The organism is Gordonia sp. NPDC003376 (genome assembly GCF_053589235.1).
Map to the genome: position 1 here is coordinate 1442 of NZ_JBSFRM010000025.1, position 24871 is coordinate 26312.

Below are 24871 nucleotides of genomic sequence, written 5' to 3' on the forward strand. Positions count from 1 at the left end.
GAGGACCCGTGTCGAAATCTCTGGAGCCGGCGGTGGGTGGTGACCGCCTCGGTGGTGGGCGCGTTGTGGAGCATGGCCGGCGGAGGTTTCGACACGTCTCGTCGCTGCGCTCCTCGTCGGTTCAACCAGCAATGGCCACACGATGATTGAGCCGGGACCGAGCATCGCGAGGACCCGTGTCGAAATCTCTGGAGCCGGCGGTGGGTGGTGACCGCCTCGGTGGTGGGCGCGTTGTGGAGCATGGCCGGCGGAGGTTTCGACACGACTTGTCGCTGCGCTCCTCGTCGGCTCAACCAGCAATGGAGAGTGGATGATTGATCTGGTATCGGGGCGCTTGGTCGCTCAACCATAAACGCGCAGTCTATGATTGAGCCGAAGTTATGATTGAGCCAGGGTGCCGTGGCTGAATCTGCCGTTCACTCGTGCTCGGCCAGCAGCTCCCGGACTCGTGGGATCACCTGGGTGCCGTAGAGCTCGATGCTGCGCATCATGGCCCGATGACCCAGGGTGCCGTGGGAGTACTTCATGTCGAAACGTGTCAGACCCAGCGCTCGGGCGGTGTGGGCGATCTTGCCTGCCACCGTCTCCGGCGACCCGACGTACAGGGAGCCGCCGGGACCGGTGGAACGGTCGAACTCGATCCGAGTCGGGGCCGGCCAGCCACGCTCTGCACCGATTCGGGCGACGTAGCCGCGATAGTGCGGCCACAGTTCCTCCCGCGCCTGCTCATCGGTCTCGGCGACGTGGCCGGGAGAGTGCACCCCGACCGGCAGATCCTCCGGCTTGCCGAGCTGGTTGAGGGCTCGCCGGTACAGGTCGACGTACGGGGCGAAGCGCAGTGGGTCCCCGCCGATGATCGCCAGCATCAGCGGCAGACCGTGGCGGGCGGCGCGTACCACCGATTCGGGGCTGCCGCCGACCGCGATCCACGTCGGCAACGGGGGAGTGGCGAGCTGCGGATAGACCACCTGCGCGGTCAGCGGGGGACGGGTGACGCCCTCCCAGGTGACCGGCCGACCGGTGCGCAGGTGTGCGAACAGCGAGAGTTTGTCGGAGAACAGCTCCTCGTACTCCTCAAGGTCGAACCCGAACAGCGGGAACGACTCGGTGAACGATCCACGACCCAGGATGACCTCGGCGCGGCCGGTCGACAGTGCATCCACCGTCGAGAACCGCTCGAACACGCGGATCGGGTCGTCCGAGCTCAGGACCGTGACCGCCGACCCCAACCGGATTCGGCTGGTGCGGGCGGCGATCGCACCGAGTACCACCTCGGGTGCCGACACCGAGTAGTCGTCGCGGTGATGCTCACCGACACCGATGAAGTCGACGCCCACCTCGTCGGCGAGGATCGCCTGGGCGAGCAGGTTGCGAATCGACTCCGCGGCGGTGCCGGGGGCACCGTCGTCGTCGACCGACACATCGCCGAAGGTGTCCAGGCCCAATTCGATTCCCACAGATAATCCTCCTGCATGGGTGATGTCCCCACGCCCCAGGTGTGCAATGCTTTGATCACGGTTTGTTCGCACCCCGCGTCATATCATCTAAAGGAGACCTCCCGTGTGGGACTCGTTCTGGAACTTCCTGTGGTCGATGGTCATCATCTTCGCCTTCGTGGCCTACCTGATCGTGCTGTGGTACATCATCGCCGATCTTTTCCGAGACCATAAGGCGTCCGGCTGGTCCAAGGCCGTGTGGGTGGTCTTCCTGATCATCTTCCCGTACCTGACGGCACTGGTGTATCTGCTCGTCAAGGGCAAGGGTATGTCCGAGCGCGCCCAGGCAGCGGCCGTCGAGTACAAGAAGGAATCCGACCAATACATCAAGACCGTTGCGGGAACTTCTCCGGCGCAGCAGATCTCGGAGGCAAAACAGCTCCTCGACTCGGGTGCGATCACTCCCGAGGAATTCGAGGCGCTCAAGGCCAAGGCCCTGGCACACTGATGCACCGATAGGTCGTTAGTCGCCCGAAAGATCGCGGACGCAACGGCTGTCGCATCTCGGCCAACGCACACCCGGCGGATCGAATCCGCCGGGTGTGTGCCTTTCTCTACCCGGCGGTAGGGGAGACAATTCTGGTGTCTGATCCGCAGACATCGCATGTCCACCTGCATGAGGGGTCCGTCGAACCGAGGAGGACGACATGCAGACCACCGAACACCAGAGCTTCGGCAAGCCCACCGAGGTGCGGGACTTCCCGCACGGAAAGGCCGAGATCCTCTCCGTCGGCGACAGTGACATCGGCCGATTGATCCTCCAGCCGGGGTGGCGCTGGTCCAACGACGTCAAACCCTTCGCCGGCACCGAGTCCTGCCAGGCGCCGCATTTCCAATACCACATCTCCGGATTGCTGCACATCAAGATGGACGACGGTACCGAATTCGACGCAGGCCCCGGCGACGTCACCAGCCTCCCGCAAGGCCACGATGCGTGGGTGGTCGGCGATGAGCCGGTGGTGATCGTCGACTGGTACGGCGCCACCGACTATGCACGTGCACCAGATGTGGAGCACATGGGCACCGCGTGACGGCCCCACTGCGGACTACGGTCCGGTGACCCGCCAGAGCGGATTGACCGGACCGTGCCCCGCGCCGAGCGGATAGGCGGCCTGCAGTCCGCAGGTGACCCATCGCTTGGCGAAGGCGATCGCATCCGGCACCGGATAGCCGTGCGCCAGGGCGCCCACCGTGGCCGAGGCCAGGGTGTCGCCGGCGCCGTGGTCGTGCCCGGTGTCGATGCGCTCGTGAGTGAACTCGCCGAACTCGGAGCCGTCGAACAGCAGATCCGGACTCTGTGCACTCGACCGCAGATGGCCGCCCTTCACCAGCACCCACTTCGGGCCCAGCTCGAACAGGGCGCGCGCGGCCTCGCGCTGCGACCCGGGATCGGTGACCTCGACATCGGTCAGCAACCGGACCTCGTCGAGATTCGGGGTCACCACGGTCGCGAGCGGGAACAGGCGCTGACGCAGCGTGTCGAGTGCCTCGAGGGCGAGTAGGCGATCGCCGTGCATCGATGCACACACCGGGTCGACGACCAGCGGGATCGGCCCGTCACCGCCGATGCCGAGTTCGGTGCACACCTGGGCGACCGCGGCGATGATCGGCGCCGACGCGAGCATGCCGGTCTTCACCGCGCTCACCCCGATGTCGGAGACCACCGACCGGACCTGCGCGGCCACCACCTCCGGCGGGATCTCGTGGAATCCGGTGACGCCCAGCGAGTTCTGGATGGTGGCCGCGGTGAGGGCGACGGTTCCGTGTAGACCGAGCAGCGCAAAGGTCCGCAGGTCGGCCTGGATGCCCGCGCCGCCACCGGAATCCGAGCCGGCGATGGTCATCACCCGGACCGGCGTCTGTCCGGGGGCGGCGGTGGGCAGGAGCCACGGATCGGTCACCGGGTACTCACGTCGAGGGGCAGCAGGGTGGCGTCGGACTCGGCCTGTGCGCGGATGTCGTGGGAGATCCGCATGGAGCAGAACTTGGGTCCGCACATCGAGCAGAAGTGCGCGGTCTTGGCCGGCTCGGCAGGCAGTGTCTCGTCGTGGAATTCGCGGGCGGTGTCCGGGTCGAGTGCCAGGTTGAACTGGTCGTGCCACCGGAACTCGAAGCGAGCCTTGGACAGTGCGTCGTCCCGTTCCTGAGCGCGCGGATGGCCCTTGGCGAGGTCGGCGGAGTGCGCGGCGATCTTGTAGGTGATCACGCCGACCTTCACGTCGTCGCGGTTGGGCAGTCCCAGGTGCTCCTTGGGCGTGACGTAGCAGAGCATCGCGGTGCCCGCCTGCGCGATCATCGCCGCACCGATCGCCGACGTGATGTGGTCGTACGCGGGCGCGATGTCGGTGGCCAGCGGGCCGAGGGTGTAGAACGGTGCCTCCTCGCACAGTTCCTCCTCGAGTCGTACGTTCTCGGCGATCTTGTGCATCGGCACGTGCCCCGGTCCCTCGATCATCACCTGCACGCCATGTGATTTCGCGATGGTGGTGAGCTCGCCGAGGGTGCGCAGCTCGGCGAACTGGGCGGCATCGTTGGCGTCGGCGATCGATCCCGGACGCAGTCCGTCGCCCAGTGAGAAGGTGATGTCGTAGCGCGCGAAGATCTCACAGAGCTCGGTGAAGTTGGTGTACAGGAACGATTCCTGCTGGTGGGCCAGGCACCAGGCGGCCATGATCGATCCGCCGCGCGAGACGATTCCGGTGACCCGCCTCGCGGTCAGCGGGACATGGCGCCACAGCACCCCGGCGTGCACCGTCATGTAGTCCACGCCCTGCTCGGCCTGCTCGATCACGGTGTCGCGGTAGAGCTCCCAGGTCAGCGCGGTGGGATCCCCCTTGACCTTCTCGAGTGCCTGGTAGATCGGCACCGTCCCCACCGGGACCGGCGAGTTCCGCAGGATCCACTCACGTGTCTGATGGATCTCGGCACCGGTGGACAGGTCCATGATGGTGTCGGCGCCCCAACGGGTGGCCCACACCATCTTCTCCACCTCCTCGGCGATCGAGCTGGTCACCGCCGAGTTGCCGATATTGGCATTCACCTTGACCGCGAACCGTTTTCCGATGATCATCGGTTCCGATTCGGGGTGGCGGTGGTTGACCGGGATCACCGCACGACCGGTGGCCACCTCGGTGCGGACCAGCTCCACGTCGACTCCCTCGCGAGCCGCGACGAACCGCATCTCATCTGTCACCAGACCTGCTCGCGCCCATGCCAATTGGGTGGAGGCGCCATCGACCGGGGTCGGCCGCCGCCAGCTGTCGCGGACGCGGGGCAGGCCCCGCTCGAGGTCGATGGTCGCGGCGTCGTCGGTGTATGGGCCCGACGTGTCGTAGACGTCGAGGTGCTCACCGTTGGTGAGCTCGATCCGACGCTGCGGAATGCTCAGACCATCGGCGTCGAGGTGGTGCTTGTGACTGCCCGAGATCGGTCCGGTCGTGACCGCATTGCATGCGACGGTCGTGGTGTCGGTGGATACACGTGTCCCCATGATTGCTCTCCCTACGCCGGCATTATCCGGACAGGTTCGGGCGGTCGACGGCCGTCCTGCCGTCATCTCAGCCCTCGGATCGTGAGAGCCCCCGCGTCGGTGAAGTTGTTGTGTGGTGCGGCCGACAGCCTACCCCCACCTCGCCCGGCCGTCACCGTGGGACCCGTGACGGGCGACACGCCCAGGCATTTCCGGCAACCTCTTGCACTCCCTACGGAAGCGTAAGGTAGCCTGTGACGCGGATCACAGAAGGTGATCTCCGTCCGGGGTGGGGCGCCGGACGGGATGACGTCGGGTGCCCACCGAACGGGCGTCGAAGGGGTGAGGACGGATGAATCGCAAGAACAGGCATCACCACCAGCCGCCACAGACGGCGCAGTCGATCCTGCAGCAGATCTCGCAGGTCGTCCACAACCGCGACCGTGAACGGTTCGAACTGTGGGTGGCCGGTGACCTGGTGGGAGTGCTCGGATACTCCGACGAGGAGATCGATGGGCAGCGCACGATCACGGTGCTGCACACGGTCCTCTACGACGAGTACACCGGACACGGCCTCGGCACGCGGCTGACGCGAGGGGCGCTCGCCTACTGCCGTGACCAGGGCGTCCGCGTCCGGCCGATCTGTTCGTTCACCAAGGACTTCCTCGACTCCCATCCCGGGATCGTGCCGTTGGCGCCGGTCTGAGCGGATCCGGGATTCGACGGTCTGGTTAGGCTACCCTTTCCTCGAGTGCATGTACCCGAGGAAAGGATCGGTATGGCCGACACCCGACAGAAGGCCCCGTCACGCGGATGGCAGGGCGCCGTCCTCAAACTCCTGCGAGCCGACGACTACGAGTTCACCGTCACGGGCAGCGAGAAGATCACCGACCACTACGTGCGTGTCACGTTCACCGGCGGTGGACTGCTCCGTGACCGGCCGGTGCATCCGACCATGTGGGTGCGCCTCTGGTTCGAGTCCGACGGCAAGGCCCACCAACGTGGATACACCCTCGCCGATCCCGACCCCGCGGCCGACACCTTCGCGATCGAATTCGCCCTCCACGACGGCGCCGCGGCCCGCTGGGCCCAGTCCGCGAAGCCCGGCGACATCCTCGGCGCGACGTTCATGGGGTCCAAGTTCGCCATTCCCGAACCCGCCCCGACCGGCTGGCTGATCGCCGGTGACCCGGCGGCGCTGCCGGCGATCAACTCGCTGCTCGACACGTTGCGGGCGTCGTCGCCGGACGTCCCGGCAACCATCTGGTTCGAGTACACCCACGACGACGACCGCGACCTCCCGCTCCGCACCCGCGACGTCGACACGGTGCACTGGATTCGACGCGACCGTGACGGCGCGGCGCTCGTCGACGAGGTACGATCCGCCGCCCATGTGGCCACCGGGCACTTCGGCTGGGTTGCCCTCGACACCGCGAGCACCCGGGCTGTTGCCGAACTGTTCCGCACCGACTTCGGTCTCGGCAAGAAGGGCGTCAAGGCGCAGGCGTACTGGCGACCCGGCGACGAGAAGTCCTGACCCCGGGTGGCCGGCGCGGATCGTCGACGCTACCGGTGGACCGATGCGCCGGGGGTGGTCACACCGTCACACGGACCGGCGGCATGCCCGCGGAGCGCCAGCGGGCAATGACCTCCGCGCGGGCCGTCTCCGGTGCCGCCAACAGCACCGCGAACGGTGCAGGCGGGGACGCGACGTCGCGGTAGTGGTCGCGATAGAAGGTGATCGATTGGGCGAACCAGGCGAATTCCGACGCCGATGTCAGCAGGCGCTGCGCGCCGGTGATCACCGTCAGATAGCCCGTCGGCGTGGGCTTTCCGGCGTCACGGGCGAACTCGTCGAGATCGCGCATGCACTCGTCGAAGGCATCGGCGTTGTGGCCGAAGTAGGCGGGGAAGGTCCAGATCCGGGCGAACTCGGTGAACAGTGCCTTCCTCGTGCGCAATCGGGCGCCGTCGGTGACCCGCAGTTCGACGCCGTCGGGCAACGTGGCCGGGAGCGTGGCGGTCGCGTCGTCGGTGGACATCCGCCGGTCGGCGAGCCCCGGCAGCGGACCGTCGGCGAGGAATTCGGCCAGGGAAAGCGTTTGTGCGGTCACGAGTTCGGCCCCCGGATCCGGTTGAAGGTCTGATAGTGGTCGGAGGTGTACCAGGCCGACCCGTCGCTGCCGGTCACGATCCGCTCGGCGTCGCGGGATCGTCCGTCCTGCTTGGGATTGACGTCCCACTCCTGGTAGGTGATCCGCACGCCTGCGGCGGTGCTCCGGGGGAGCCGTCCCTCGCTGTTGCGGAAGACCACCCCGCCCTTGGTGCCGGGTGCGTCGGCCGCCTCGGGCCATTGTCCGGCATCGATCAGCGCCAGCGTGCGCAGCACATGGACGGGTGCGGAAGCCGCCGTGGTGGCGCGGGTGCTCGCCGCACGGGTGGACCGGGGCGTGCCCGGCGTGGCGGCCGCCGACGCCGATCTCGACATCGTGGCGGTGCTGCGCGCTTGGGTGGAGCTCTGGTGGGCCGGATTCTGTTGCCCCGAGACCTGATCGGTGTCGTTCCCGTCGATCACCCAGGTGATCACCACGACGACGGCCACGACGACCAGGCAGATCGCGGTGATCAGCGCCTGGCGTCGACGCCGGGCCACGGTGGGTTCGGCCGCGCTCATCGGGCCGGTCCTGCCGGGTGGAGGTGCCTGCTGCGGTGATGCAGTGTGAAACCCCTTGCTCGACAGAGATCTCCGGCCGCGGCGTCATCGGCCGCGAGGCGGGAGTAGGCGTGTGCTGCGCCGTGTGCGGCGGCCCAGGCCATGCGGTCGGCGAGGGCGGCGTCGTCGATCGCCGAGATCCCCGCCCACCGCGCGCCGTCGACCGCGGTGGACACCACGGCGTCCCTGGCGTCGTGCCGAACCGGCGTCGTGTCGTCACCGACCTCCCGGACGTCGGTGAGATCACAGGTCAGGACGTGGATCTCCGGTCCCACCGGGGTGCCGTCGACCTGTCTCGGCAGGAGGCGTTCGGGAATCGACAGCAGCACCGGCAATCCGCGTGCGGTGTAGAACATCTCGATCGCCGTCAGGGTGACGGTGTCGGCATACGCGGTTCGTTCCAGGGGTACCGCCGACGGGTCGGGGCCGTCGGCGCGCACCAGCCAACCGCCGATCCACTCGTGATCGGATCCTGCCCCGGCGGTGGCCATCACCCGCTCGAGGGTGCGGATCTCGCTGTTGCGCACCGGAACCGCCGACAACAGGCGGATCGAGGAGATCGCCGCCCACGGGATCGACTCGATCACGCCGTCGCGCTCGAGGCGGACCGGATCGCCGCGGTCGACGAGGAGCCCGGTGACGTCGGAGCGGGTCGGTGCGCCGGCGGATGCGGGATCGGGCGTCGGGCGCCAATCGGCCGGAGTCGTGGCACCGAGCAGATACCGCACCACCACCCGGTCGCCCCGGAAGGCGGGCACGCCCCGAAAGGGGTCGGGTGACATGCGTTCTCCGGTTCTCGTCGTGACGGTACTCAGTCGTCGTCTTCGTCGTCGTCGTGACCGAACGGGTCGGCCTGCGCACCCGGAAGCCACGTCAGGCCGGGGGTACCCCAGCCGTTGCGCTTGACCGCCTTCTTGGCCGCACGGGCGTTGCGGCCGACGAGGACGTCGACGTAGAGGAAGCCGTCGAGATGGCCGACCTCGTGCTGCAGCATCCGCGCGAAGAACCCGTGGCCCTCGATCACCACTGCGTCGCCGTTACGGTCGACGCCGGAGACGCGGGCCCAGTCGGCACGACCGGTGGGGAACTGCTCGCCGGGGACCGACAGGCAGCCCTCGTCGTTGTCGTCGGGGTCGGGCATGGTCTCGGGGATCTCGGAGGTCTCGAGCACCGGGTTGATCACCTCGCCGCGCCGCCGCGCGGCCATCCGCGACTCACCGTCCGGGCAGTCGTAGACGAACATGCGCGCGCCGACGCCGACCTGGTTGGCCGCGAGCCCGACGCCGTTGGCCGCGTCCATCGTCTCGTACATGTCGTCGAGCAGGGCTGCCGTCTCGGCGGACGGACGGCCCTGCGCGTCGAGCGGCACGGGTTCGGTGGGACGGTGCAGCACCGGCTCGCCGATGATGCAGATCGGGAGAATCGCCATGACCGACAGATTACTTCGGTGCCCGAATACCGGGATACAGCGTCTGCTTCCAGGTGAAGCCGTCCACCGGATCGGTGACGAGCCGTCCGGGGCACCGCCCGCGCAGCGTCGCGCGAACCGGCTCGATGATCTGCCGGGTGGCCGGCTCGATGGTGTGGTCGAAGCCGGTGTTGGCCAGCGGTACCGGCACATATGTCCGGCACTGCGCGGTGCCGTCGAGGCGTCCGTCGACCCATTCGCCGTCGCTCTGGACCACCGAGTACCGCGTCGGACCGGGCGCGTCGACCCCGGCGTTCAACCGCTTGATCAGCGGCGAATCGGTGCAGGTGTCGTAGCCCTTGCCGACCGGCTGCGAACACCCCGACGGCGATCCGTACTGCGGGACACCGATCGCGACGTACTCGTCGACGAGGTCGGCGCCGCCGAGGAACTTCAGGAAGTACCGCCCGCCGAGTCCGCCGGCGGAGTGGGCCACGAGCCCGACGAAGGAGGCGGACCCCGCCACCGGGCGGACCTTTCGTGCGATCAGTTCGGCGTCGGCGGCGACGTCGAATCCCTGCACGTCGAGACGCTCGACGCGGTAGCCGTCACGGCGCAGGGCGTCCTCGAGCGGACCGTAGGTGGCGTCGACCAGGGCCGGTTCCGGCAGTAGCTGCTGGCCCGGTAGGACGAACACCACCCGCTCCCCGGCGGGTGGGCCATCCGGTGCGGCACCGGCCGGTGTGATGGCGAACACCGACGCCGTCAGCGCGGCGATCAGGCCTGCGATCAGTGCCACACCGTGTACCGCCCGTACCCCGACATTCCTGCGGATGATGGATGATCGATTCACTGCTGCCTCCCCCTGATGGGCTATTCCGCCCCTCGAATAAGGGGAGGCTAACAAACGGTCATCGGCGACCGGGGAGAGGTGCGCCGTCCGGACGGCCCCGAACATGCGATACGCAGGGCGAGTCACACCGGGGTACGGGGCCCGATGCGTGGTTAGATATTGACGAACCACACCACTGTGATTCGGGCGGGCAGTGGCCGGCGGACAGATCCCTGTCGGCGCCTATCCGCCGCCATGTTCCGTGGTGTGCGGGCTGCAGAGGCGATCTTGAGGGAGCGTGATGGACAGCGCAGCAGCGCGAAGCCAGAAGCAGGGTGATCTGCCGGCACCGGAGACCGCCGCGAACGACACCACCGCGAACGACACGACCGCGACCGCCGATCCACACGAGGTGGGGCCGGACGGTCTGTCGCGGCGTGAGCACGACATCCTGTCCTTCGAGCGTCAGTGGTGGAAGTACGCCGGCGCCAAGGAAGAGGCGATCAAGGAACTGTTCGGGTTGTCGGCGACCCGGTACTACCAGCTCCTGAACGCACTCGTCGACCGTCCGGAGGCGCTCGCCGCCGACCCCATGTTGGTCAAACGACTCCGGCGCCTGCGCGCCTCGCGTCAGAAGGCGCGCGCCGCGCGCCGACTGGGGTTCGAGATCACCTAGTCCGTCCGGGACCACCGCTGTCGAGACCGACGGGGCGCTCCCGCCCGGGAGGTCCCACCGATGTGGGCTAAGGTCATCGATGATGAATGCTGATCGCGACACGAATCGACTGCCACTGCGGGCCGGCGCCATGCTGCTGTTCGCCGTGGCCATCGTGTTCATCGGACTCGGCTGGCATTCCGCGGCCACCTCGGGCAACGACCCCGAGGCCGCCCTGCAGGCCGCACAGGCCAGCGCCCCGGCCACCACCAGCAGCGCGCCGGCGTCGTCCACCGCCGCCGCAAGTGACGTCAAGATCTGCGTGGTCAACGCCGGTCAGATCGCCGGTCTGGCCGGTGAGGTGGCCGACCAGCTGAAGGAGAAGGGTTTCACCACCCAGAAACCGTCCAACTACACCCGTGGCGGATTCTCCGAGAACACGATCGTCTACTCCGAGGCAGACCAGAAGGACGAGGCGCAGAAGATCGCCGACGCCCTCAGCGGTGACGCCAGTGTCGAGAGTCGTGACAACCTCGGCAGTTCGTTCGCCCCGTGTCAGGGCGGGATCGCCGTGGTCGTGGTGAGCCGATGAACCCCCCCGCAGATTCCCGCGCCGGATTCCGGCCGGATGAACACCAACCCATCACCTCGAGGAGCGAGATGACCGTCAGTTCGAAATCAGGCCGTCAGACCGTGCGCGCGCTGGCGGTGCTCGCATCGGCCGGTGCCATCGGATTGGCCCTGGCCGGCTGCACCCCGGATGAGCCCACCACCACCGAGAAGGGCACCACCCCGGCGGTCATCACCGGTAACCCGGCACCCTCCGTGGGCATCGACGACGCCGACGGCATCCCCCCGACCGGCCAGGGTGAGGTCGCCGTCGCCGCCGTCAAGACCGTCGCGGGCAAGCAGATCGGCGAGGTCACCTTCACCACCGGCGGTGACAAGGTGTCCGTCGCCGTCAAGATCGACTCGGGTAGCGGTCTGACCGCCGGTCAGCACGGCATCCACGTCCACACCGGCACCTCCTGTACCGCCGCCGACGAGTTCGCCTCGGCGGGCGGTCACCTGCAGGTCGACGGCCACACCGGCCAGCCGGAGTCGGGTGACCTGGGGACGATCACCGTCAGCTCCGACGGCGCCGTCACCACCACGATCACCACCACCACCTTCACCGTCGCCCAGGCCGACGGCCACGCGCTGGTCATCCACGACACCGGCGCCGACGCCGAGCGTCGCGTCGCCTGCGGCGTCGTCGAGACCGAGCACAGCTGATCCCGGCGACAGGACTCCGGGCACGATGAGGACGGGCCGATGCCGGTGATCACCCCCATCGAGTTCCGTGGATCGGCGGAACCGACCCTCGGCGTGGAGTGGGAACTCGCCCTCACCGACCGCACCACCGGGGATCTCTCGAATTCGGCGGCTGATCTCTTCGCGGAGTTCGGCCGCCGACACCCCGCCCTCGCCGGGCATGTGCACAAAGAGATGCTGCGCAACACCGTCGAGCTGGTGACCGGGATCTGCCCGGACACCCCGACGGCGATCGCCGATCTCGGGCGCACGCTCGATGCGGTCCGGTCGGTGAGCGGTGATCTCGGCGTCGACCTGTTCGGTGCCGGCACCCATCCGTTCGCGGAGTACTCCACACAGCTGCTCACCGAGGGCCACCGATACGCCGAGCTGATCGAACGCACCCAGTGGTGGGGTCGTCAGATGCTCATCTGGGGTGTGCACGTCCACGTCGGGATCGACGACCGGGCCAAGGTCTTCCCGATCCTGACCTCGCTGCTCAACCACTATCCGCATCTGCTCGCGTTGTCGGCGTCGTCGCCGATGTGGACCGGCGACGACACCGGCTACGCCAGCAACCGGGCGATGATGTTCCAGCAACTGCCCACCGCGGGGCTGCCGTTCCACTTCGCCGCCTGGGCCGAGTTCGAGGCCTTCGTCGCCGACCAGAAGACCACCGGGATCATCGACCACATCAACGAGATCCGGTGGGACATCCGGCCGTCACCGCACCTGGGCACCATCGAGGTGCGGGTGTGCGACGGCATGTCCAATCTGGCCGAGCTGTCGGCGATCGTCGCCCTCATCCACTGCCTCGTCGTCGACCTCGACCGTCGGCTGTCGGCGGGGGAGGAACTCCCGCAGATGGCGCCCTGGCTGGTCCAGGAGAACAAGTGGCGGGCCGCCCGGTACGGTCTCGACGCCATCGTGATCCTCGACGCGGAGTGCAACGAGCGCCTGGTCACCGACGACCTCGTCGACCTGCTGCGTCGACTCGAACCGATCGCCGCCGACCTCAACTGCCTCGACGAGCTCGGCCGGGTCGCCGACATCATCGCGCGCGGCGGCAGCTATCAGCGGCAACGCGCCGTCTACCAGCGCACCCGCGACCCGCGTGCGGTGGTCGCATCCGTGGTCGGCGAGCTGAACGGGACGCACTGACCCGAACCCGAACACGCGGGGGCCCACCCAGCCGGGCGGGGTGTCAGTCGCGGTCGCCGCGTTCCATCTGATCGCGGCTCATCAGCCCGTCGCGGGCGCGCTGCTCCTGATAGACCAGGCGGCCCAGGCGGTGCGCCACCACCGGGGCGGTGATCAGCGCGAAGATCCCGGCCAATACGAGCATGCCGATGTCGATGTGGCTGCCGCCGATGCTGAGCATGGCGCCGATCAACATGAGCAGCAGACCGAGGGTCTGGGGTTTGGTGGCGGCGTGCATCCGACTCAGGGTGTCCGGGAAGCGCAGGATGCCGATCGACGCGGTGAGCGCCATCAGGGCCCCGATCAGCAGGAACACCGCGCTGAGAATCTGGGTGATGCTCATGTCTGATCGTCCCTGACCCGGAATCGGGCGACCGCCACCGATCCGACGAAGCTGACCAACGACAGCGCGACGATCCCCGGCACCACCGTCGTGTCACCGCTGTAGGCGGCCCATGCGGCCAGACCGCACATGCAGATCGCGATCAGCGCGTCGAGGGCGACGAGGCGGTCCAGGGTGGTGGGGCCGAGCAGGATCCGGGCGGTCACCAGGATCGCGGCGATCAGCAGCAATGCACCCACGAGGTACCAGACGACGGTCATCGCTCACCCCGATGGCGTGTGCTGCGGTCGCCGGACACCGCGGCGGCGCGGTCGGCGGGCCGGACGTGGTGGTAGTCGTCGTCGATGCCGTGATATGGGCTCGGATGCCATTCGCTGTCGCGCTCGAAGGCCTTGATGAACATGCGCTCGACGAAGGCCACCTGCCGGTAGAACTGGCGCACCTTCTTGTCCGAGCGGACATCGAAGACGTGCACGTACAGCATCCGCCGACGGTGGTCGATCTCGAGCACCATGGTGCCCGGCACCAGGTTGAGGTAGTCGACGGCGAGGGTGAGCACCATGTCGGACTTGATCGCCACCCGCACTCGCATCACCGCCCCCAGCGGGGGACGCCCGGGCCGGACGGCGACCCACGCGACCTGGGCGCTGGAGATGAAGAAGTCCACCACCAGACGACCGACCAGGACCAGCAACGACAGCGGGTGGATGCGGCCCTCGACGGGTACCCGGGGCAGCGGCAGCAGGATCAGGATGGCCACCGCGAGCACCACCCCGGCGATCACGTTGGCCCACGAGAGGGTGCCCCACAGCAACACCCAGACGAAGGTCAGCCAACCGATCGTCCACAACCGGACGGCGGCCTCACGACCGTCCGAGCCGAGCCAGCTCGGGATGCGGATGCGCTCGTGCACCCACACCCAGGCGCTGACCGTCGTCCACGCGAACGTGATCACGGTCAGGCGCCAGGCGTTGACGATGCCCGACTTCACCGGACCCTTGCCGACCGGACGGACCGGCTCCCGCCGCGGGGGTCGTGCGTCGCTCATCGGTCACCTCCCAGGACCGCGCCGACATAGTGGTCACGGTCGATGATCGTGGTGGCCGCCCGGTCGGTGAACCCGAAGATGGGTCCCGCCCAGATGGTCAGGACGATGCCGGCGGCCACCATCAACGCGGTCGGCAGCACCATGGTGGCGGGCATCCGACCGACGTCCTCGCGGTCGTCGAAGGCGATGTCGGCGCTCTCGTCGATCAGGGCCGACGGTGCGCTGTCGGAGAGGTCGCCCTCGGGGGCGTCGGCGCGCGGACGCCAGAAGCCCTTGGTCCAGATCCGGGCGACGACGTACAGGGTGAGCAGGCTGGTGACCACCGAGCCGGCGACCAGGATCCACGCCAGGACCGAGCCGTTGTCGGTGCCGGCCTGGATCAGCGCGACCTTGCCGAGGAAGCCGGAGAACGGGGGGATGCCGCCCAGGTTGAGGGCGGGGAGCAAGAACAGCGTGGCCAGTACGGGACTGGCGATCAGTCCACCGAGGCGGCGGAGCGACGCGGACCCGGCCTGCCGTTCGATCAGTCCCACCACCAGGAACAACGTCGTCTGCACGAGGATGTGGTGGGCGACGTAGTAGATCGCCGCACTCATCCCGATCTCCGACGACAGCGCGATGCCGAACACCATGTAGCCGATGTGGCTGACCAGGGTGAACGACAGCAGACGCTTGATGTCGGATTGGGCGATGGCACCGAAGATGCCGACCAGCATGGTCAGCAGACCGGCGATCAACAGGATGCGGTCCATCGACCCGCCAGGGAACAGCAGGGTGTGGGTGCGCATGATCGCGTACACACCGACCTTGGTGAGCAGGCCGGCGAACACCGCGGTGACCGGTGCGGGGGCGGTGGGGTAGGAGTCGGGCAGCCACGTCGACAGCGGGAACACCGCCGCCTTGATGCCGAAGGCCACCAGTAGCACCGCATAGAGCGCATTGCGGGTGCCGTCGGGCACGTGGTCCAGCCGCAACGCCATCTCGGCCAGATTGAGCGTGCCGGTGGTGGCATAGGCGAAGGCGATGCCGGCCAGGAAGATCAGCGACGACAGCATCGACACCATCACGTACGAGGCGCCGGCACGCACGCGGTCGGCGCTGGCGCCGAGGGTCAGGAGCACGAAACTCGCGGCGAGCAGCACCTCGAACGAGACGAACAGGTTGAACAGGTCGCCCGCGACGAAGGAGTTGCAGACGCCGGCACACAGGATCAGATAGGTCGGCAGGAAGATCGACACCGGCTGGTCTTCGCTGCCGTCACGGATACCCTGACCGATTGCGTAGATGACCACGCAGAGCAGCACGAACGACGACACCACCAGCATCAGCGCGGCGAGCGGGTCGACCACCAGGGTGATACCGAGCGGGCCGTTCGGGAAGCCCCGGTCGCCCCATCCGCCGACGGCGAGCGAGTAGGTGCCGTGCTCGTTGGTCAGGTACAGCATCAGACACGACGCGACGAAGGCGACGAGGATGGCGCCGACGGTGACGACCCGTTGCAGCAGCGGACTGCGGCTGCGAACCAGGGCCAGTGCCGAACCGAGCATCGGCGCGAGCGTCGGCAGCGTGATCAGTATCGGCAACCACGAGGTCTGTGGGGTCATGATCGCACCCCCTCGGGATCCTCGGAGCCGCCGTGGCCGCCGTGACGGCCTCCATCTGTATCGCTGTCCCCATCGGCGAGCTCGTCGATGACGTCGACGTCCTCGGGCATGAGGTCGGTTTCGATCAGGTCCTGGTGCAGCTTGCTGTACTCCTCCGGGGTCAGCGGGTTGCCCTCGTCGTCGAACAGGTCGCCCGCGGACGTGTCGGCGCCGGTCAGCGGGTCGTCGCTGCGGTCGCGGTCGGGGGCGGTCTGCAGCGAGCCGGTGAGGATCTTGACGTCCTCCACGTCGTCCTCGACATCGTCGTCGTCGCGGTTGAGCACGAACAGGCGGTAGACCAGCGACAACACGAAGGCCGCGACACCCATCGTGATCACGATCGCGGTGAGCACCATCCCCTGGGCGAGGGGGTCGGCGTCGCCGGCGCGGCCTGCCGAGTCGCGGCCCTTGATCGGTGGGTTGCCCATCCCGCCGGAGATCACCAGGATCAGCAGGTTGATGCCGTTGCCGGCGACCAGCAGACCCAGCAGCATCCGCACCAGACTGCGTTCCATCAGCAGATAGGCGCCGGCCGCGATCAGCACGGCGATCACCACGAGCAGTCCGAGATTGATGGTCATCCGCGCTCACCTGCCCGTCGTGCGGCCACGGCCTCGGCGACGGTGCTGCCGGCCTCCGGCGCGTCGGGGCCCTCGACATCCAGGCGCGCGCCGAGGCTGCGCAGCACGTCGAGTACCAGACCGATCACGATCAGGTAGATGCCCAGGTCGAAGAACAGTGCGGTGACCAGCTTGACGTGACCCAGCACCGGCACGGTGATCTCGAAGACCGCCGACGAGAGCGCGGGGGCACCGAGGAACATCGAGGTCACCGCGGTGGATGCGGAGATCAGCAGACCGGCGCCGAGGAAGGTGCCCGGTTCCACCGGCAACGCCTCGCCGAGTTCGTAGCGGCCACCGGCCAGATACCGCAGCACCAGTGCCAGTCCCATCGTCAGGCCACCGGCGAAGCCGCCGCCCGGCGAGTTGTGACCGGCGTAGAAGAAGTACACCGACAACACCACCATGGTCGGGAAGATCAGTCGGGTGGTGGCCTCGAGCACCATCGACCGGTGCCGCGGGTCGCGGAACTCGCTGCCCAGCAGCCAGGTGGTGCGGTCCGGTGGGATCGGGTCGTCGTCCTCGTTGTGGTTGGCACCGAACAGCCGGGTGGCGTCGGCGACCCGCGGGGCGGCACCGAAGCGTCGATTGCGGAACACCATGGACGCGACGCCGGTGGCGGCGACGATCAGCACCGACACCTCGCCCAGGGTGTCCCAGGCGCGGATGTCGACGAGGAGCACGTTGACGGCGTTGGCGCCGTGACCGAAGTCGTAGGCCGCCGACGGCAGATCGACGCTGACCGGCTGGCCGGTGCGGGCGGCCGCCGCGAACAGCCCCACCAGCACGATCGAGACACCGAAGGCGAGGCCGATCAGGGCACGCAGCGGTTTGAACGCGGTCGCATGTCGGGGTTCGGGTTCGGCGGGCAGCTTGCGGAGCACGAGCACGAAGATCACCAGCGTCAGCGTCTCCACCAGGAACTGGGTGAGCGCGAGGTCGGGGGCGCCGTACAGCGCGAACAGGGCGCCACAGCCGTAGCCGGTGATGCCCACGGTGAGGGTGGCGGCCAGACGGTTGCGCAGCACCACCGTGGCCAGCGCGGCGGCGACCATGATGCCGCCGATCACGGCCTGGATGGCCGACTCGAAACCGCTCGCCTCCAGCCGGTCGCGGGAGCCGAGGAACAGCATCGTCGTCGGCAGGATGATCGCCGTGCTCAGGATGATGCCCTGCGTCACCGGCAGCGATCCACGCTGGGTGTTGCGGGTCATCATCAGCGACAGGGTGTCGGCGCCACGCAGCGTGGCGTCGTAGATCCGGTCGGCGTTGATCAGCGGCTTGAACGAGAAGATCCGCTCGCGCAGGGCCCGGACCACCAGGAACAGCACGGTACCGCCGACGATGACGATGATGGAGAAGTAGACCGGAAGTCCCCACCCATGCCACAGCGCGAGGTGCTCGAGCTCGTGCCCGTAGGCGGGCAGGGTCTCGGCGTAGGGCTCGAACCAGTGCCCGATCCACCCGCTGACGAAGCCGGACACCACGCCCAGGGCGGCCAGCAGAATCGGCGAGAACAGGAACATCGGGGTGGGCGGATGCATCTTGGCGACCGCCCGGCTCGGCAGGGTCCGGAGTTTGCGCCCGAACGCACCCCACAGGAAGCGGCAGGTGTAGGCGAAGGTGATGATCGAACCGATCAGCAGCACGATGTCGACGGTGTCGCGTTGCCACGGCTGCAACGACCCGGTCGCCCACACCGCCCCGAATGCGGTCTCCTTGCCGACGAAGCCGAGGGTGAACGGCAGTCCGGCCATGCTCGCACCGGCGACGGCCGCGGTGACCGCCAGCACCGGCAGACGATGGCCGAGGCGGGCCAGTTTACGGATGTCGCGGGTGCCGGTCGCGTGGTCGATGATGCCGACCACCATGAACAGCGACGCCTTGAACAGGGCGTGTGCGACCAGCATGGTCAGGCCGGCCATCGCCACATTGGCGTCGCCCATGCCGACCAGCACCGTCATGAAGCCGAGCTGCGACACCGTGCCGAATGCGAGGATCAGCTTCAGGTCGAGCTCACGCAGCGATCGCCAGCCGCCGAGCACCATCGTGACCGTACCCAGCGCGATCACCATGATCTGCCAGCTCAGCAGGGGGGCGAAGGCGGGGGCCATGCGGGCGACGAGGTACACGCCGGCCTTCACCATCGCCGCGGCGTGCAGGTAGGCGCTGACCGGGGTCGGGGCGGCCATGGCGCCCGGCAGCCAGAAGTGGAAGGGGACGATCGCCGACTTGCTGAGTGCACCGATCAGCAGCAGGACCACCGCGATGTCGACGTAGACACCGGCCGACGGTGGATCCGCGATCAGGTCGCTGAGCAGGTAGCTGCCGGTGCGTTCGCCCAGCATGATGATGCCCACGAGCATCGCCAGGCCGCCCAGGGTGGTGACCAGCAGGGCCTGGGTGGCCGAGCGGCGGGCGGTGGCACGAATCCGGTAGAAGCCGACGAGCATGAACGACAGGACCGTCGTCAGCTCCCAGAAGATGTAGAGGACCAGCATGTTGTCGCTGGTCACGAGGCCGAACATGGCGGCGGCGAAGGCCACCATCTCGCCGCCGAACACCTGTACGCGAGGGCGGGCGTCGTCGAAGTAGTGCGCGCAGTAGCAGAGCACCAGCGTGCCGACGCCGAGGATGAGCACCGACAGGATGGCCGAGAGGCTGTCCATCCGCATGACGATGTCCATGTGCAGGGACGGGACCCACGTGATGGTCTGCGTCGTGGGCGAACGGTCGGAACCCGGCCAGTGCGACAGGACCCAGATCAGCCCGCCGAGCGGCGCCAACGCGAGAACATAGAACCCCCGGGTCCCGAGGACCTTGATCACTCCCGGTGCGATCAGTGCGCACACTGCGAGTGCAGTCAGCACAGCGATCAACGGGGAGCACTCCGTCTCTACTCGGGTGGGCGGGGTGACGCGGACCGCTCCGTCACCCCGGTCGTGTCATCTCGGAGAGGCGACACGGTGGGGTGTCGTTGGTGAGGTCCGGCGCACTTACCTTACCGTTGCTGCCATGACTCGGTTCGTCAGGCTGGGAGCACTGCTCACCGCACTCGTCGTGGCGGTCGTGCTGGCCGGCTGTTCCTCGGGCGAGGCCGAGCGCCGGGCGGGCCTGCCCGCGGACTTCCCCGCCGATCAGGTTCCGCTGGTCGACGGGCAGATCATCGCGTCGGCGGGCAGCGGTGATCAGTGGACGCTCACCGTGCAGGCGCCGGCGAACGCCGGCAACCCCTTGGACGGTGCTGTGCGGAAGCTCACCGACGACGGCTACCAGGAGAACGGTCGCGACACCGCGGGCGGGCAGTCCGTGGTCCGGCTGTCGGCGAACAAGGACCAACGCACCTACTGGGTGACCGTCGGGGTGTCGCCGGTCGCCGCCGGTGGTGGCACGTCGCTGTTCTATCAGGTCAGCACCGGCTGATCGGGCGTTCACAGACGACTCACAGTGATCGGGCAGTCGGGGCCCAGTGGGGGTGGGCACCGTGGGCGGTGTTGATTCCCTCACCCGAAAGCGAGAGTGACATGTCGCTGTCCGACACCACGACGCCCGATCCGTCGAACCCGCCCGCCGGGGCGGCCGACGCCGCGACCGCGCCCCTGTCGGGCGTGCCCGGCAGCACGCCCCTGCCGGGTGCGCCCGGTCCCGCCCCGATGGCCGTGGGTGCCGCCGAGGTCCCTCCGGCCGGTGCACCCCGGCCGGGCACGCCGGACAAGACCAGGAACGCGATCATCGCCGGCGGCATCGGCCTCGCCGTCGGGTTCGGTCTGCTCGGCTTCGGTGCCGGCTATGTGGTCGGCGATTCCGGGTCGTCGCAGACCACCCAGCAGTCCCCGTTCGGTGGGGGTGGCCAGATGCCCGGCGGGAACATGAACGGTGGCACCAACGGCGGTGGCATGGGCCAGATGCCGGGCAACGGTCAGGTGCCCGGCGGGAACATGAACGGCGGGAACATGAACGGCGGGGGCATGAGCGGCGGGGGCATGGGGCAGATGCCCGGGATGGGCAACGGTCAGATGCCCGGCCAGGGCCAGAACGGGCAGACCCCGTCCACCACCACCCCGTCACAGTCCGACGGTCAGACCCAGACCAGCTGAGTTCGCCGAACCGGGGCCGGGGAGGCGCCCGCCGGACGGCTACTTGTCGAGGCGCCGTTCGGCATAGGCCCGCAGGTTCTCCACCTGGGCCGCTTCCAGTGACGGCCGGACCCGGGTGCGGGCGTCGGCGATGTCGTCGGCGGTGACCGTCGCGGCGTCGATGTTGCGGCGCATCGCGGCGAGCGCCGACTCACGCAGCAGCGCCGAGCAGTCGGCGGCCGAGTAGCCGTCGAGATCGGCGGCCAGGTCGTCGAGGTCGATGTCGTCGGCCAGCGGCACCGACTTGCCCGCCGTCCGCAGGATGTCGCCGCGCGCTGCCGCGTCCGGCGGCGGCACGAACACCAGACGTTCGAGCCGTCCCGGACGCAGCAGCGCCGGATCGATCAGATCGGGCCGGTTGGTGGCGCCGAGCACCACCACGTCCTGCAGGGGTTCCACACCGTCGAGCTCGGTCAGCAATGCCGCGACCACGCGGTCGGTGACGCCGGAATCTGTGGACTGCCCGCGCCGCGGCGCGAGGGCGTCCACCTCGTCGAGGAAGATCAACGACGGCGCGGATTCCCTTGCGCGAGAGAACAGGTCGCGGACCGCCCGCTCGGAGGCACCCACCCACTTGTCCATCAGCTCGGCACCCTTGACGGTGTGCACCGACAGCCGGCCCGACGCCGCGAGCGCCCGCACCACGAAGGTCTTCCCGCAGCCGGGCGGGCCGAACAGCAGCACCCCGCGCGGCGGGTCGACCCCGAGCCGGGCGAAGGTGTCGGGATGCTGCAACGGCCACAGCACCGCCTCGGTGAGTGCCTGTTTGGTCTCCACCATGTCGCCGACATCGTCGAGGGTGATCGAACCCAGTGCCACTTCGGGGGATTCGGCTCGTGACACCGGCCGGATCACCTCGAGCGCGCCCTGCAGGTCGGCGTCGGACAGGGTCGGCGCCGGCCGGTCGGGGGTGTCGGTGCGCGTGTACCGGGCCGCGGCCCGCAGCGCCGCCTCTCGGGCCAGTGCCGCGAGATCGCCGGCGACGAAGCCCGGGGTGCGCGCGGCAACCGTCGCCAGGTCGAGGCTGCCGTCGGTCGGCACGCCCTGGAGGATCGCCGCGAGCAGTTTGGCGCGGACCGCGGCATCCGGCAGGCCGATCGTCAGCTCGCGATCGCACAGATCCGGATCACGAAGGCGCGCATCGATGTTCGCCGGCTCGGAGCTCGTCGCGACCAGCGCGATCGTCGGCCGCTGGGCGTCGTGTGCGGCCAGTGCGGTACGCAGTGCGTCCAGGATCAGGGTGGACACCGGTTCGGGCTCGTCGGGCAGCAAGGCGTCGATGTCGGTGATCAGCAGGACGCCGCCGCCGGCGAGGGTGCCGATGGCGTCGGTGACTGCGCGCAACCGCGAATTCGCCTCGGTGGCACCGACTGTCGGTCCGTCGACGACGGCGAGGGGGCGACCTGCGACCACCGACCGCACCACCGTCGTCTTGCCGACCCCGGCCGGTCCGGTCAGGATCACGCCGAGATGGGGTGTGGCGCCGAGGGTTCGGAGTACCTCGGGCTCGTCGAGGGTGATGGTCAGCCACTCGGTGAGCCGGGCGACCTGTGCGTCGACGCCCACCAGTTCGGCCACCGGGCGCGGCGGCTCCGAGGGCTGCCGGGCGGCGACCGGTGTGGACGTGGGCGCGGGTGCCGCGGCCGCTGCGCTCACCGTTGCCCCGCCGGACCCGGTGCCGCCTGCCGTCGCCCACAACACCGCGGTGTTCGGTTGCACGCTCACCGGTCCGCCGGGCTCGGTGGCCGACACCGTCAGCAGCTCGTTGGTCCAGGTGATGCCCACCGACCGCGCCAGCGTGCGGGTGGCCTCGGCGGCGGTGAGCTCGGGCCCCAGATCCCGGGGGAGCAGCGAGACCGCGTCGCCCACCGACAACACCTTGCCCAGCAGTGCGCGCCGCAGCGTGGTGGGATCGGCGCCGTGGGTGGCCAGCGCCGAGCCGGTGACGATCACCCGATTCGCGCCGTGCACCGGCACCGGACCGATCACGACGGACGCGTTCTCCCGCACACCGGCATTGGAGAAGGTGATGTCGTCGAGCAGGATCGTGCCGGTCGGGGCGTCGTCGGCCGCTGCGGCGGCCACCGCCGCGGTCACCCGTGCACCGGTGATGCTGACCGCATCCCACTCGCGCAATCCCAGCGCGGTGAGCACCTCACGGTGGACACGGACGATCCCGCGGCGGCCGTCGGCGGCGGACGGATTGAGGCGGGCGGTGAGCGTCAGCTGCGCGGTCACGTCGTCGGATCTCCCGAATGGTCGGTGGGCGCGCCCGACGCCGCCGGGTGGCGGCGGCCTGCGGGCCGGTGCAATCCCAGCCGGCCGTCGGACTTCTTCATCGCCTGCCGACGGCCCGGGATGATCCGGCGACCGGGCTGGCTGCGGGCGAGTGCACGACGCTCGGCGCGGCGTTCGCGGGGCGGGGCATCCCAGTGTTCGGGGCGCGAGGCCACCCAGCGGCGGTTGCGCCACGCGAACGGGATGTGCGCGGCGTACAGCCCGATCAGGATCATCATCAGCACGTACGGGTAGGTCAGCAGCAGGGCCGCCCCGATCGCGACCAGGATCAGCAGCACCGGCAGCGCCCGCGGCGACACCTTGGATGCCTTGAACGAGTACGTCGGTACGCGGCTGACCGCGAGGAAGGCCACCAGCAACAACCACGCCCCGATCGCGGTGTCCGACGTCCACCAGCCGTCGCCGAACTGCTGATGGAGGCCGATGGGAAGGAGTGCACAGATCGCGGCGGCCGGTGCGGGCACCCCGACGAAGAAGTCCCGGGTGTAGCCGGGGGCGTCGTCATCGTCGAGCAGGGTGTTGAACCGGGCCAGCCGCAGCACGATGGCACAGCAGTAGATCAGCCCGATGCCCCAGCCGATGTCGGAACCGCCGAGCAGCGCGAAGTACACGATGCCCGCCGGCACCACACCGAAGTTGATCGCATCGGCGAGGGAGTCGATCTCGGCGCCCATCTTGGTGGTCGCGCCCATCATCCGGGCCACCCGCCCGTCGATGCCGTCGAGCAGTGCGGCGGCCACGAGCAGGCCCATGGCCGCGTTCACGTTGCCGTTGACGGCGAAGCGGATCGCGGTCATCCCGGCGCAGATGGCGAGGATGGTGAGTGCCGACGGGACGAACATCCGCGACGCCGACGCCTGCCGCCGGAGCAGTGACGACTGCTGGTCTGCGGTGGTGCGGCGGCCGGTGCGCGAGGCCACCCGGGAGGTGGGGGTGCGCGCCGCCCCGGGTTTGCGGTCCGGACGAGGGTTCATCTCAGGCCTGCGGTTCGAGGCGCGCGAGCAGGGTCTCGGCGCCGACGGTCCGTTGCCCGATCCGGACCTGGCGGGTGGTGCCGGGGGGCAGATAGACGTCGACGCGAGAACCGAACCGGATCAGGCCGTACGTCTCGCCGAGGGACAGATGGTCGCCGACTGCGGGATCGCAGACGATCCGGCGGGCGAGCAGCCCGGCGATCTGGACGACGGCGACGTCCGCACCTCCGTGGTCGGGTCGGATCGTCATGGTGGTGCGCTCGTTGACCTCGCTCGCATCCGGCAGGTCGGCGGAGACGAACCGGCCCGGGGTGTGGGTCACCGAGGTGACCGTCCCGGCCACCGGTACGCGCTGCACGTGCACGTCGAACAGGGACAGGAAGACCGAGACCCGGGGGCGGGGGTCGGGGCCGAGGCCCGACTCGGCGGGCGGTACGGCCTCGTCGACCAGACAGATCTGGCCGTCGGCGGCCGCCACCACGGCGTCGGTCTCGGTGGGGGGTACCCGGTCGGGATGCCGGAAGAACGCCGCACAGGCGCCGGCCGTGAGTGCCGCGGGAACCGAGATCCACCGATGACGACGCCCGGCGACGGCCACCGCCGACGCCGCGGCGACGAACGGGAGACCGGCCGGATGGACCGGTGGGACGGTCTCGCGGACCAGCTCGACCAGGTGTGCGGGTGACAGACCGTCTGGTGCGTCCGGTCGCGGGCGCCTCGCCACGGCTCATCCTCTCGCTGGT

General features: G+C 68.9%; 27 protein-coding genes. 10 read left to right on the forward strand and 17 right to left on the reverse strand.

Annotated elements, in window-relative coordinates; genetic code table 11:
• Positions 1–416 precede the first annotated feature (416 nt).
• The gene (locus tag ACWDUA_RS20480) at positions 417–1457 is read right to left on the reverse strand and encodes an LLM class flavin-dependent oxidoreductase (protein ID WP_449752844.1); all 1041 of its coding nucleotides are present in this window, start codon (positions 1455–1457) and stop codon (positions 417–419) included.
• A 103-nt stretch (positions 1458–1560) separates the two neighbouring features.
• On the opposite strand from ACWDUA_RS20480, the gene ACWDUA_RS20485 reads away from it, so the two are divergent.
• Positions 1561–1944, forward strand: coding sequence for an SHOCT domain-containing protein (locus tag ACWDUA_RS20485; protein WP_449752845.1), 384 nt, complete (start codon positions 1561–1563; stop codon positions 1942–1944).
• Positions 1945–2143: 199 nt separating this feature from the next.
• On the forward strand, positions 2144–2527 hold the full coding sequence (locus ACWDUA_RS20490; RefSeq protein WP_449752846.1) for a cupin domain-containing protein: 384 nt from the start codon (positions 2144–2146) through the stop codon (positions 2525–2527).
• Positions 2528–2542: 15 nt separating this feature from the next.
• On the opposite strand, the gene thiD is transcribed toward ACWDUA_RS20490, so the two are convergent.
• Positions 2543–3397 (reverse strand): bifunctional hydroxymethylpyrimidine kinase/phosphomethylpyrimidine kinase, encoded by an 855-nt coding sequence (gene thiD, locus ACWDUA_RS20495; protein WP_449752847.1) that lies wholly within the window; start codon positions 3395–3397, stop codon positions 2543–2545.
• Positions 3394–4986 carry a phosphomethylpyrimidine synthase ThiC gene (gene thiC / locus ACWDUA_RS20500; RefSeq protein ID WP_449752848.1) on the reverse strand — a complete coding sequence of 531 codons (1593 nt, stop codon included), beginning with the start codon at positions 4984–4986 and terminating at the stop codon, positions 3394–3396. Before thiC ends, thiD begins: the two co-directional genes overlap by 4 nt.
• A 331-nt stretch (positions 4987–5317) precedes the next feature.
• Between thiC and ACWDUA_RS20505 the strand changes: the two genes are divergently transcribed.
• Both ACWDUA_RS20505 and ACWDUA_RS20510 read left to right on the forward strand, forming a co-directional pair.
• Positions 5318–5671: a GNAT family N-acetyltransferase gene (locus ACWDUA_RS20505; RefSeq protein ID WP_449752849.1), complete on the forward strand. Its 354-nt coding sequence runs from the start codon at positions 5318–5320 to the stop codon at positions 5669–5671.
• Between the two features lie 72 nt (positions 5672–5743).
• Positions 5744–6502 carry a siderophore-interacting protein gene (locus tag ACWDUA_RS20510; RefSeq protein ID WP_449752850.1) on the forward strand — a complete coding sequence of 253 codons (759 nt, stop codon included), beginning with the start codon at positions 5744–5746 and terminating at the stop codon, positions 6500–6502.
• Positions 6503–6560: 58 nt separating this feature from the next.
• Here the strand turns inward: ACWDUA_RS20510 and ACWDUA_RS20515 are convergent, their stop codons facing one another.
• From ACWDUA_RS20515 to ACWDUA_RS20535, 5 genes are read right to left on the reverse strand one after another with little or no spacing between them, the layout of a single operon-like run.
• On the reverse strand, positions 6561–7079 hold the full coding sequence (locus ACWDUA_RS20515) for a barstar family protein (protein WP_449752851.1): 519 nt from the start codon (positions 7077–7079) through the stop codon (positions 6561–6563).
• Positions 7076–7639, reverse strand: a complete 564-nt coding sequence (locus tag ACWDUA_RS20520) for a ribonuclease domain-containing protein (RefSeq protein WP_449752852.1) — start codon at positions 7637–7639, stop codon at positions 7076–7078. The genes ACWDUA_RS20515 and ACWDUA_RS20520 overlap by 4 nt, the downstream gene beginning before the upstream one ends.
• Positions 7636–8460 carry a GNAT family N-acetyltransferase, cg3035/Rv0428c family gene (locus ACWDUA_RS20525; RefSeq protein WP_449752853.1) on the reverse strand — a complete coding sequence of 275 codons (825 nt, stop codon included), beginning with the start codon at positions 8458–8460 and terminating at the stop codon, positions 7636–7638. Before ACWDUA_RS20525 ends, ACWDUA_RS20520 begins: the two co-directional genes overlap by 4 nt.
• Before the next feature lie 29 nt (positions 8461–8489).
• Positions 8490–9107: a peptide deformylase gene (locus ACWDUA_RS20530; RefSeq protein WP_449752854.1), complete on the reverse strand. Its 618-nt coding sequence runs from the start codon at positions 9105–9107 to the stop codon at positions 8490–8492.
• Between the two features lie 10 nt (positions 9108–9117).
• A complete protein-coding gene (locus tag ACWDUA_RS20535) occupies positions 9118–9939 on the reverse strand; it encodes an esterase/lipase family protein (protein ID WP_449752855.1) in 822 nt (273 codons plus the stop codon).
• Between the two features lie 280 nt (positions 9940–10219).
• Between ACWDUA_RS20535 and ACWDUA_RS20540 the strand changes: the two genes are divergently transcribed.
• The 4 genes from ACWDUA_RS20540 to ACWDUA_RS20555 all read left to right on the forward strand — a co-directional run bounded on the left by ACWDUA_RS20540 (position 10220) and on the right by ACWDUA_RS20555 (position 13027).
• A complete protein-coding gene (locus ACWDUA_RS20540; RefSeq protein ID WP_449752856.1) occupies positions 10220–10594 on the forward strand; it encodes a DUF3263 domain-containing protein in 375 nt (124 codons plus the stop codon).
• Between the two features lie 82 nt (positions 10595–10676).
• On the forward strand, positions 10677–11165 hold the full coding sequence (locus tag ACWDUA_RS20545) for a LytR C-terminal domain-containing protein (protein WP_449752857.1): 489 nt from the start codon (positions 10677–10679) through the stop codon (positions 11163–11165).
• 68 nt (positions 11166–11233) lie between these two features.
• Positions 11234–11848 (forward strand): superoxide dismutase family protein, encoded by a 615-nt coding sequence (locus tag ACWDUA_RS20550; RefSeq protein ID WP_449752858.1) that lies wholly within the window; start codon positions 11234–11236, stop codon positions 11846–11848.
• A 39-nt stretch (positions 11849–11887) separates the two neighbouring features.
• Positions 11888–13027 (forward strand): glutamate--cysteine ligase, encoded by a 1140-nt coding sequence (locus ACWDUA_RS20555; protein WP_449752859.1) that lies wholly within the window; start codon positions 11888–11890, stop codon positions 13025–13027.
• Between the two features lie 43 nt (positions 13028–13070).
• Here the strand turns inward: ACWDUA_RS20555 and mnhG are convergent, their stop codons facing one another.
• From mnhG to ACWDUA_RS20585, 6 genes are read right to left on the reverse strand one after another with little or no spacing between them, the layout of a single operon-like run.
• A complete protein-coding gene (gene mnhG, locus ACWDUA_RS20560) occupies positions 13071–13409 on the reverse strand; it encodes a monovalent cation/H(+) antiporter subunit G (RefSeq protein WP_449752860.1) in 339 nt (112 codons plus the stop codon).
• Positions 13406–13669 (reverse strand): monovalent cation/H+ antiporter complex subunit F, encoded by a 264-nt coding sequence (locus ACWDUA_RS20565; protein WP_449752861.1) that lies wholly within the window; start codon positions 13667–13669, stop codon positions 13406–13408. The genes mnhG and ACWDUA_RS20565 overlap by 4 nt, the downstream gene beginning before the upstream one ends.
• Complete coding sequence (locus ACWDUA_RS20570; protein ID WP_449752862.1) at positions 13666–14457, reverse strand: Na+/H+ antiporter subunit E; 792 nt, start codon at positions 14455–14457, stop codon at positions 13666–13668. Before ACWDUA_RS20570 ends, ACWDUA_RS20565 begins: the two co-directional genes overlap by 4 nt.
• Positions 14454–16061, reverse strand: coding sequence for a Na+/H+ antiporter subunit D (locus ACWDUA_RS20575; RefSeq protein ID WP_449752863.1), 1608 nt, complete (start codon positions 16059–16061; stop codon positions 14454–14456). The genes ACWDUA_RS20570 and ACWDUA_RS20575 overlap by 4 nt, the downstream gene beginning before the upstream one ends.
• Positions 16058–16681, reverse strand: a complete 624-nt coding sequence (locus ACWDUA_RS20580; protein ID WP_449752864.1) for a Na(+)/H(+) antiporter subunit C — start codon at positions 16679–16681, stop codon at positions 16058–16060. The genes ACWDUA_RS20575 and ACWDUA_RS20580 overlap by 4 nt, the downstream gene beginning before the upstream one ends.
• Positions 16678–19599, reverse strand: coding sequence for a Na+/H+ antiporter subunit A (locus ACWDUA_RS20585; protein ID WP_449752865.1), 2922 nt, complete (start codon positions 19597–19599; stop codon positions 16678–16680). Before ACWDUA_RS20585 ends, ACWDUA_RS20580 begins: the two co-directional genes overlap by 4 nt.
• A gap of 136 nt (positions 19600–19735) precedes the next feature.
• Here ACWDUA_RS20585 and ACWDUA_RS20590 point away from each other — a divergent pair, with 136 nt between their 5' ends.
• Positions 19736–20143: a hypothetical protein gene (locus ACWDUA_RS20590; protein WP_449752866.1), complete on the forward strand. Its 408-nt coding sequence runs from the start codon at positions 19736–19738 to the stop codon at positions 20141–20143.
• 101 nt (positions 20144–20244) lie between these two features.
• On the forward strand, positions 20245–20817 hold the full coding sequence (locus ACWDUA_RS20595) for a hypothetical protein (protein ID WP_449752867.1): 573 nt from the start codon (positions 20245–20247) through the stop codon (positions 20815–20817).
• A 39-nt stretch (positions 20818–20856) separates the two neighbouring features.
• Here ACWDUA_RS20595 and ACWDUA_RS20600 read toward each other — a convergent pair whose 3' ends face one another.
• The 3 genes from ACWDUA_RS20600 to ACWDUA_RS20610 are packed head-to-tail and all read right to left on the reverse strand — an operon-like array spanning position 20857 to position 24852.
• Positions 20857–23094, reverse strand: a complete 2238-nt coding sequence (locus ACWDUA_RS20600; RefSeq protein WP_449752868.1) for an AAA family ATPase — start codon at positions 23092–23094, stop codon at positions 20857–20859.
• Positions 23091–24128 (reverse strand): CDP-alcohol phosphatidyltransferase family protein, encoded by a 1038-nt coding sequence (locus ACWDUA_RS20605; RefSeq protein WP_449752869.1) that lies wholly within the window; start codon positions 24126–24128, stop codon positions 23091–23093. Before ACWDUA_RS20605 ends, ACWDUA_RS20600 begins: the two co-directional genes overlap by 4 nt.
• Before the next feature lies 1 nt (position 24129).
• A complete protein-coding gene (locus ACWDUA_RS20610) occupies positions 24130–24852 on the reverse strand; it encodes a phosphatidylserine decarboxylase (RefSeq protein ID WP_449752870.1) in 723 nt (240 codons plus the stop codon).
• Positions 24853–24871 lie beyond the last annotated feature (19 nt).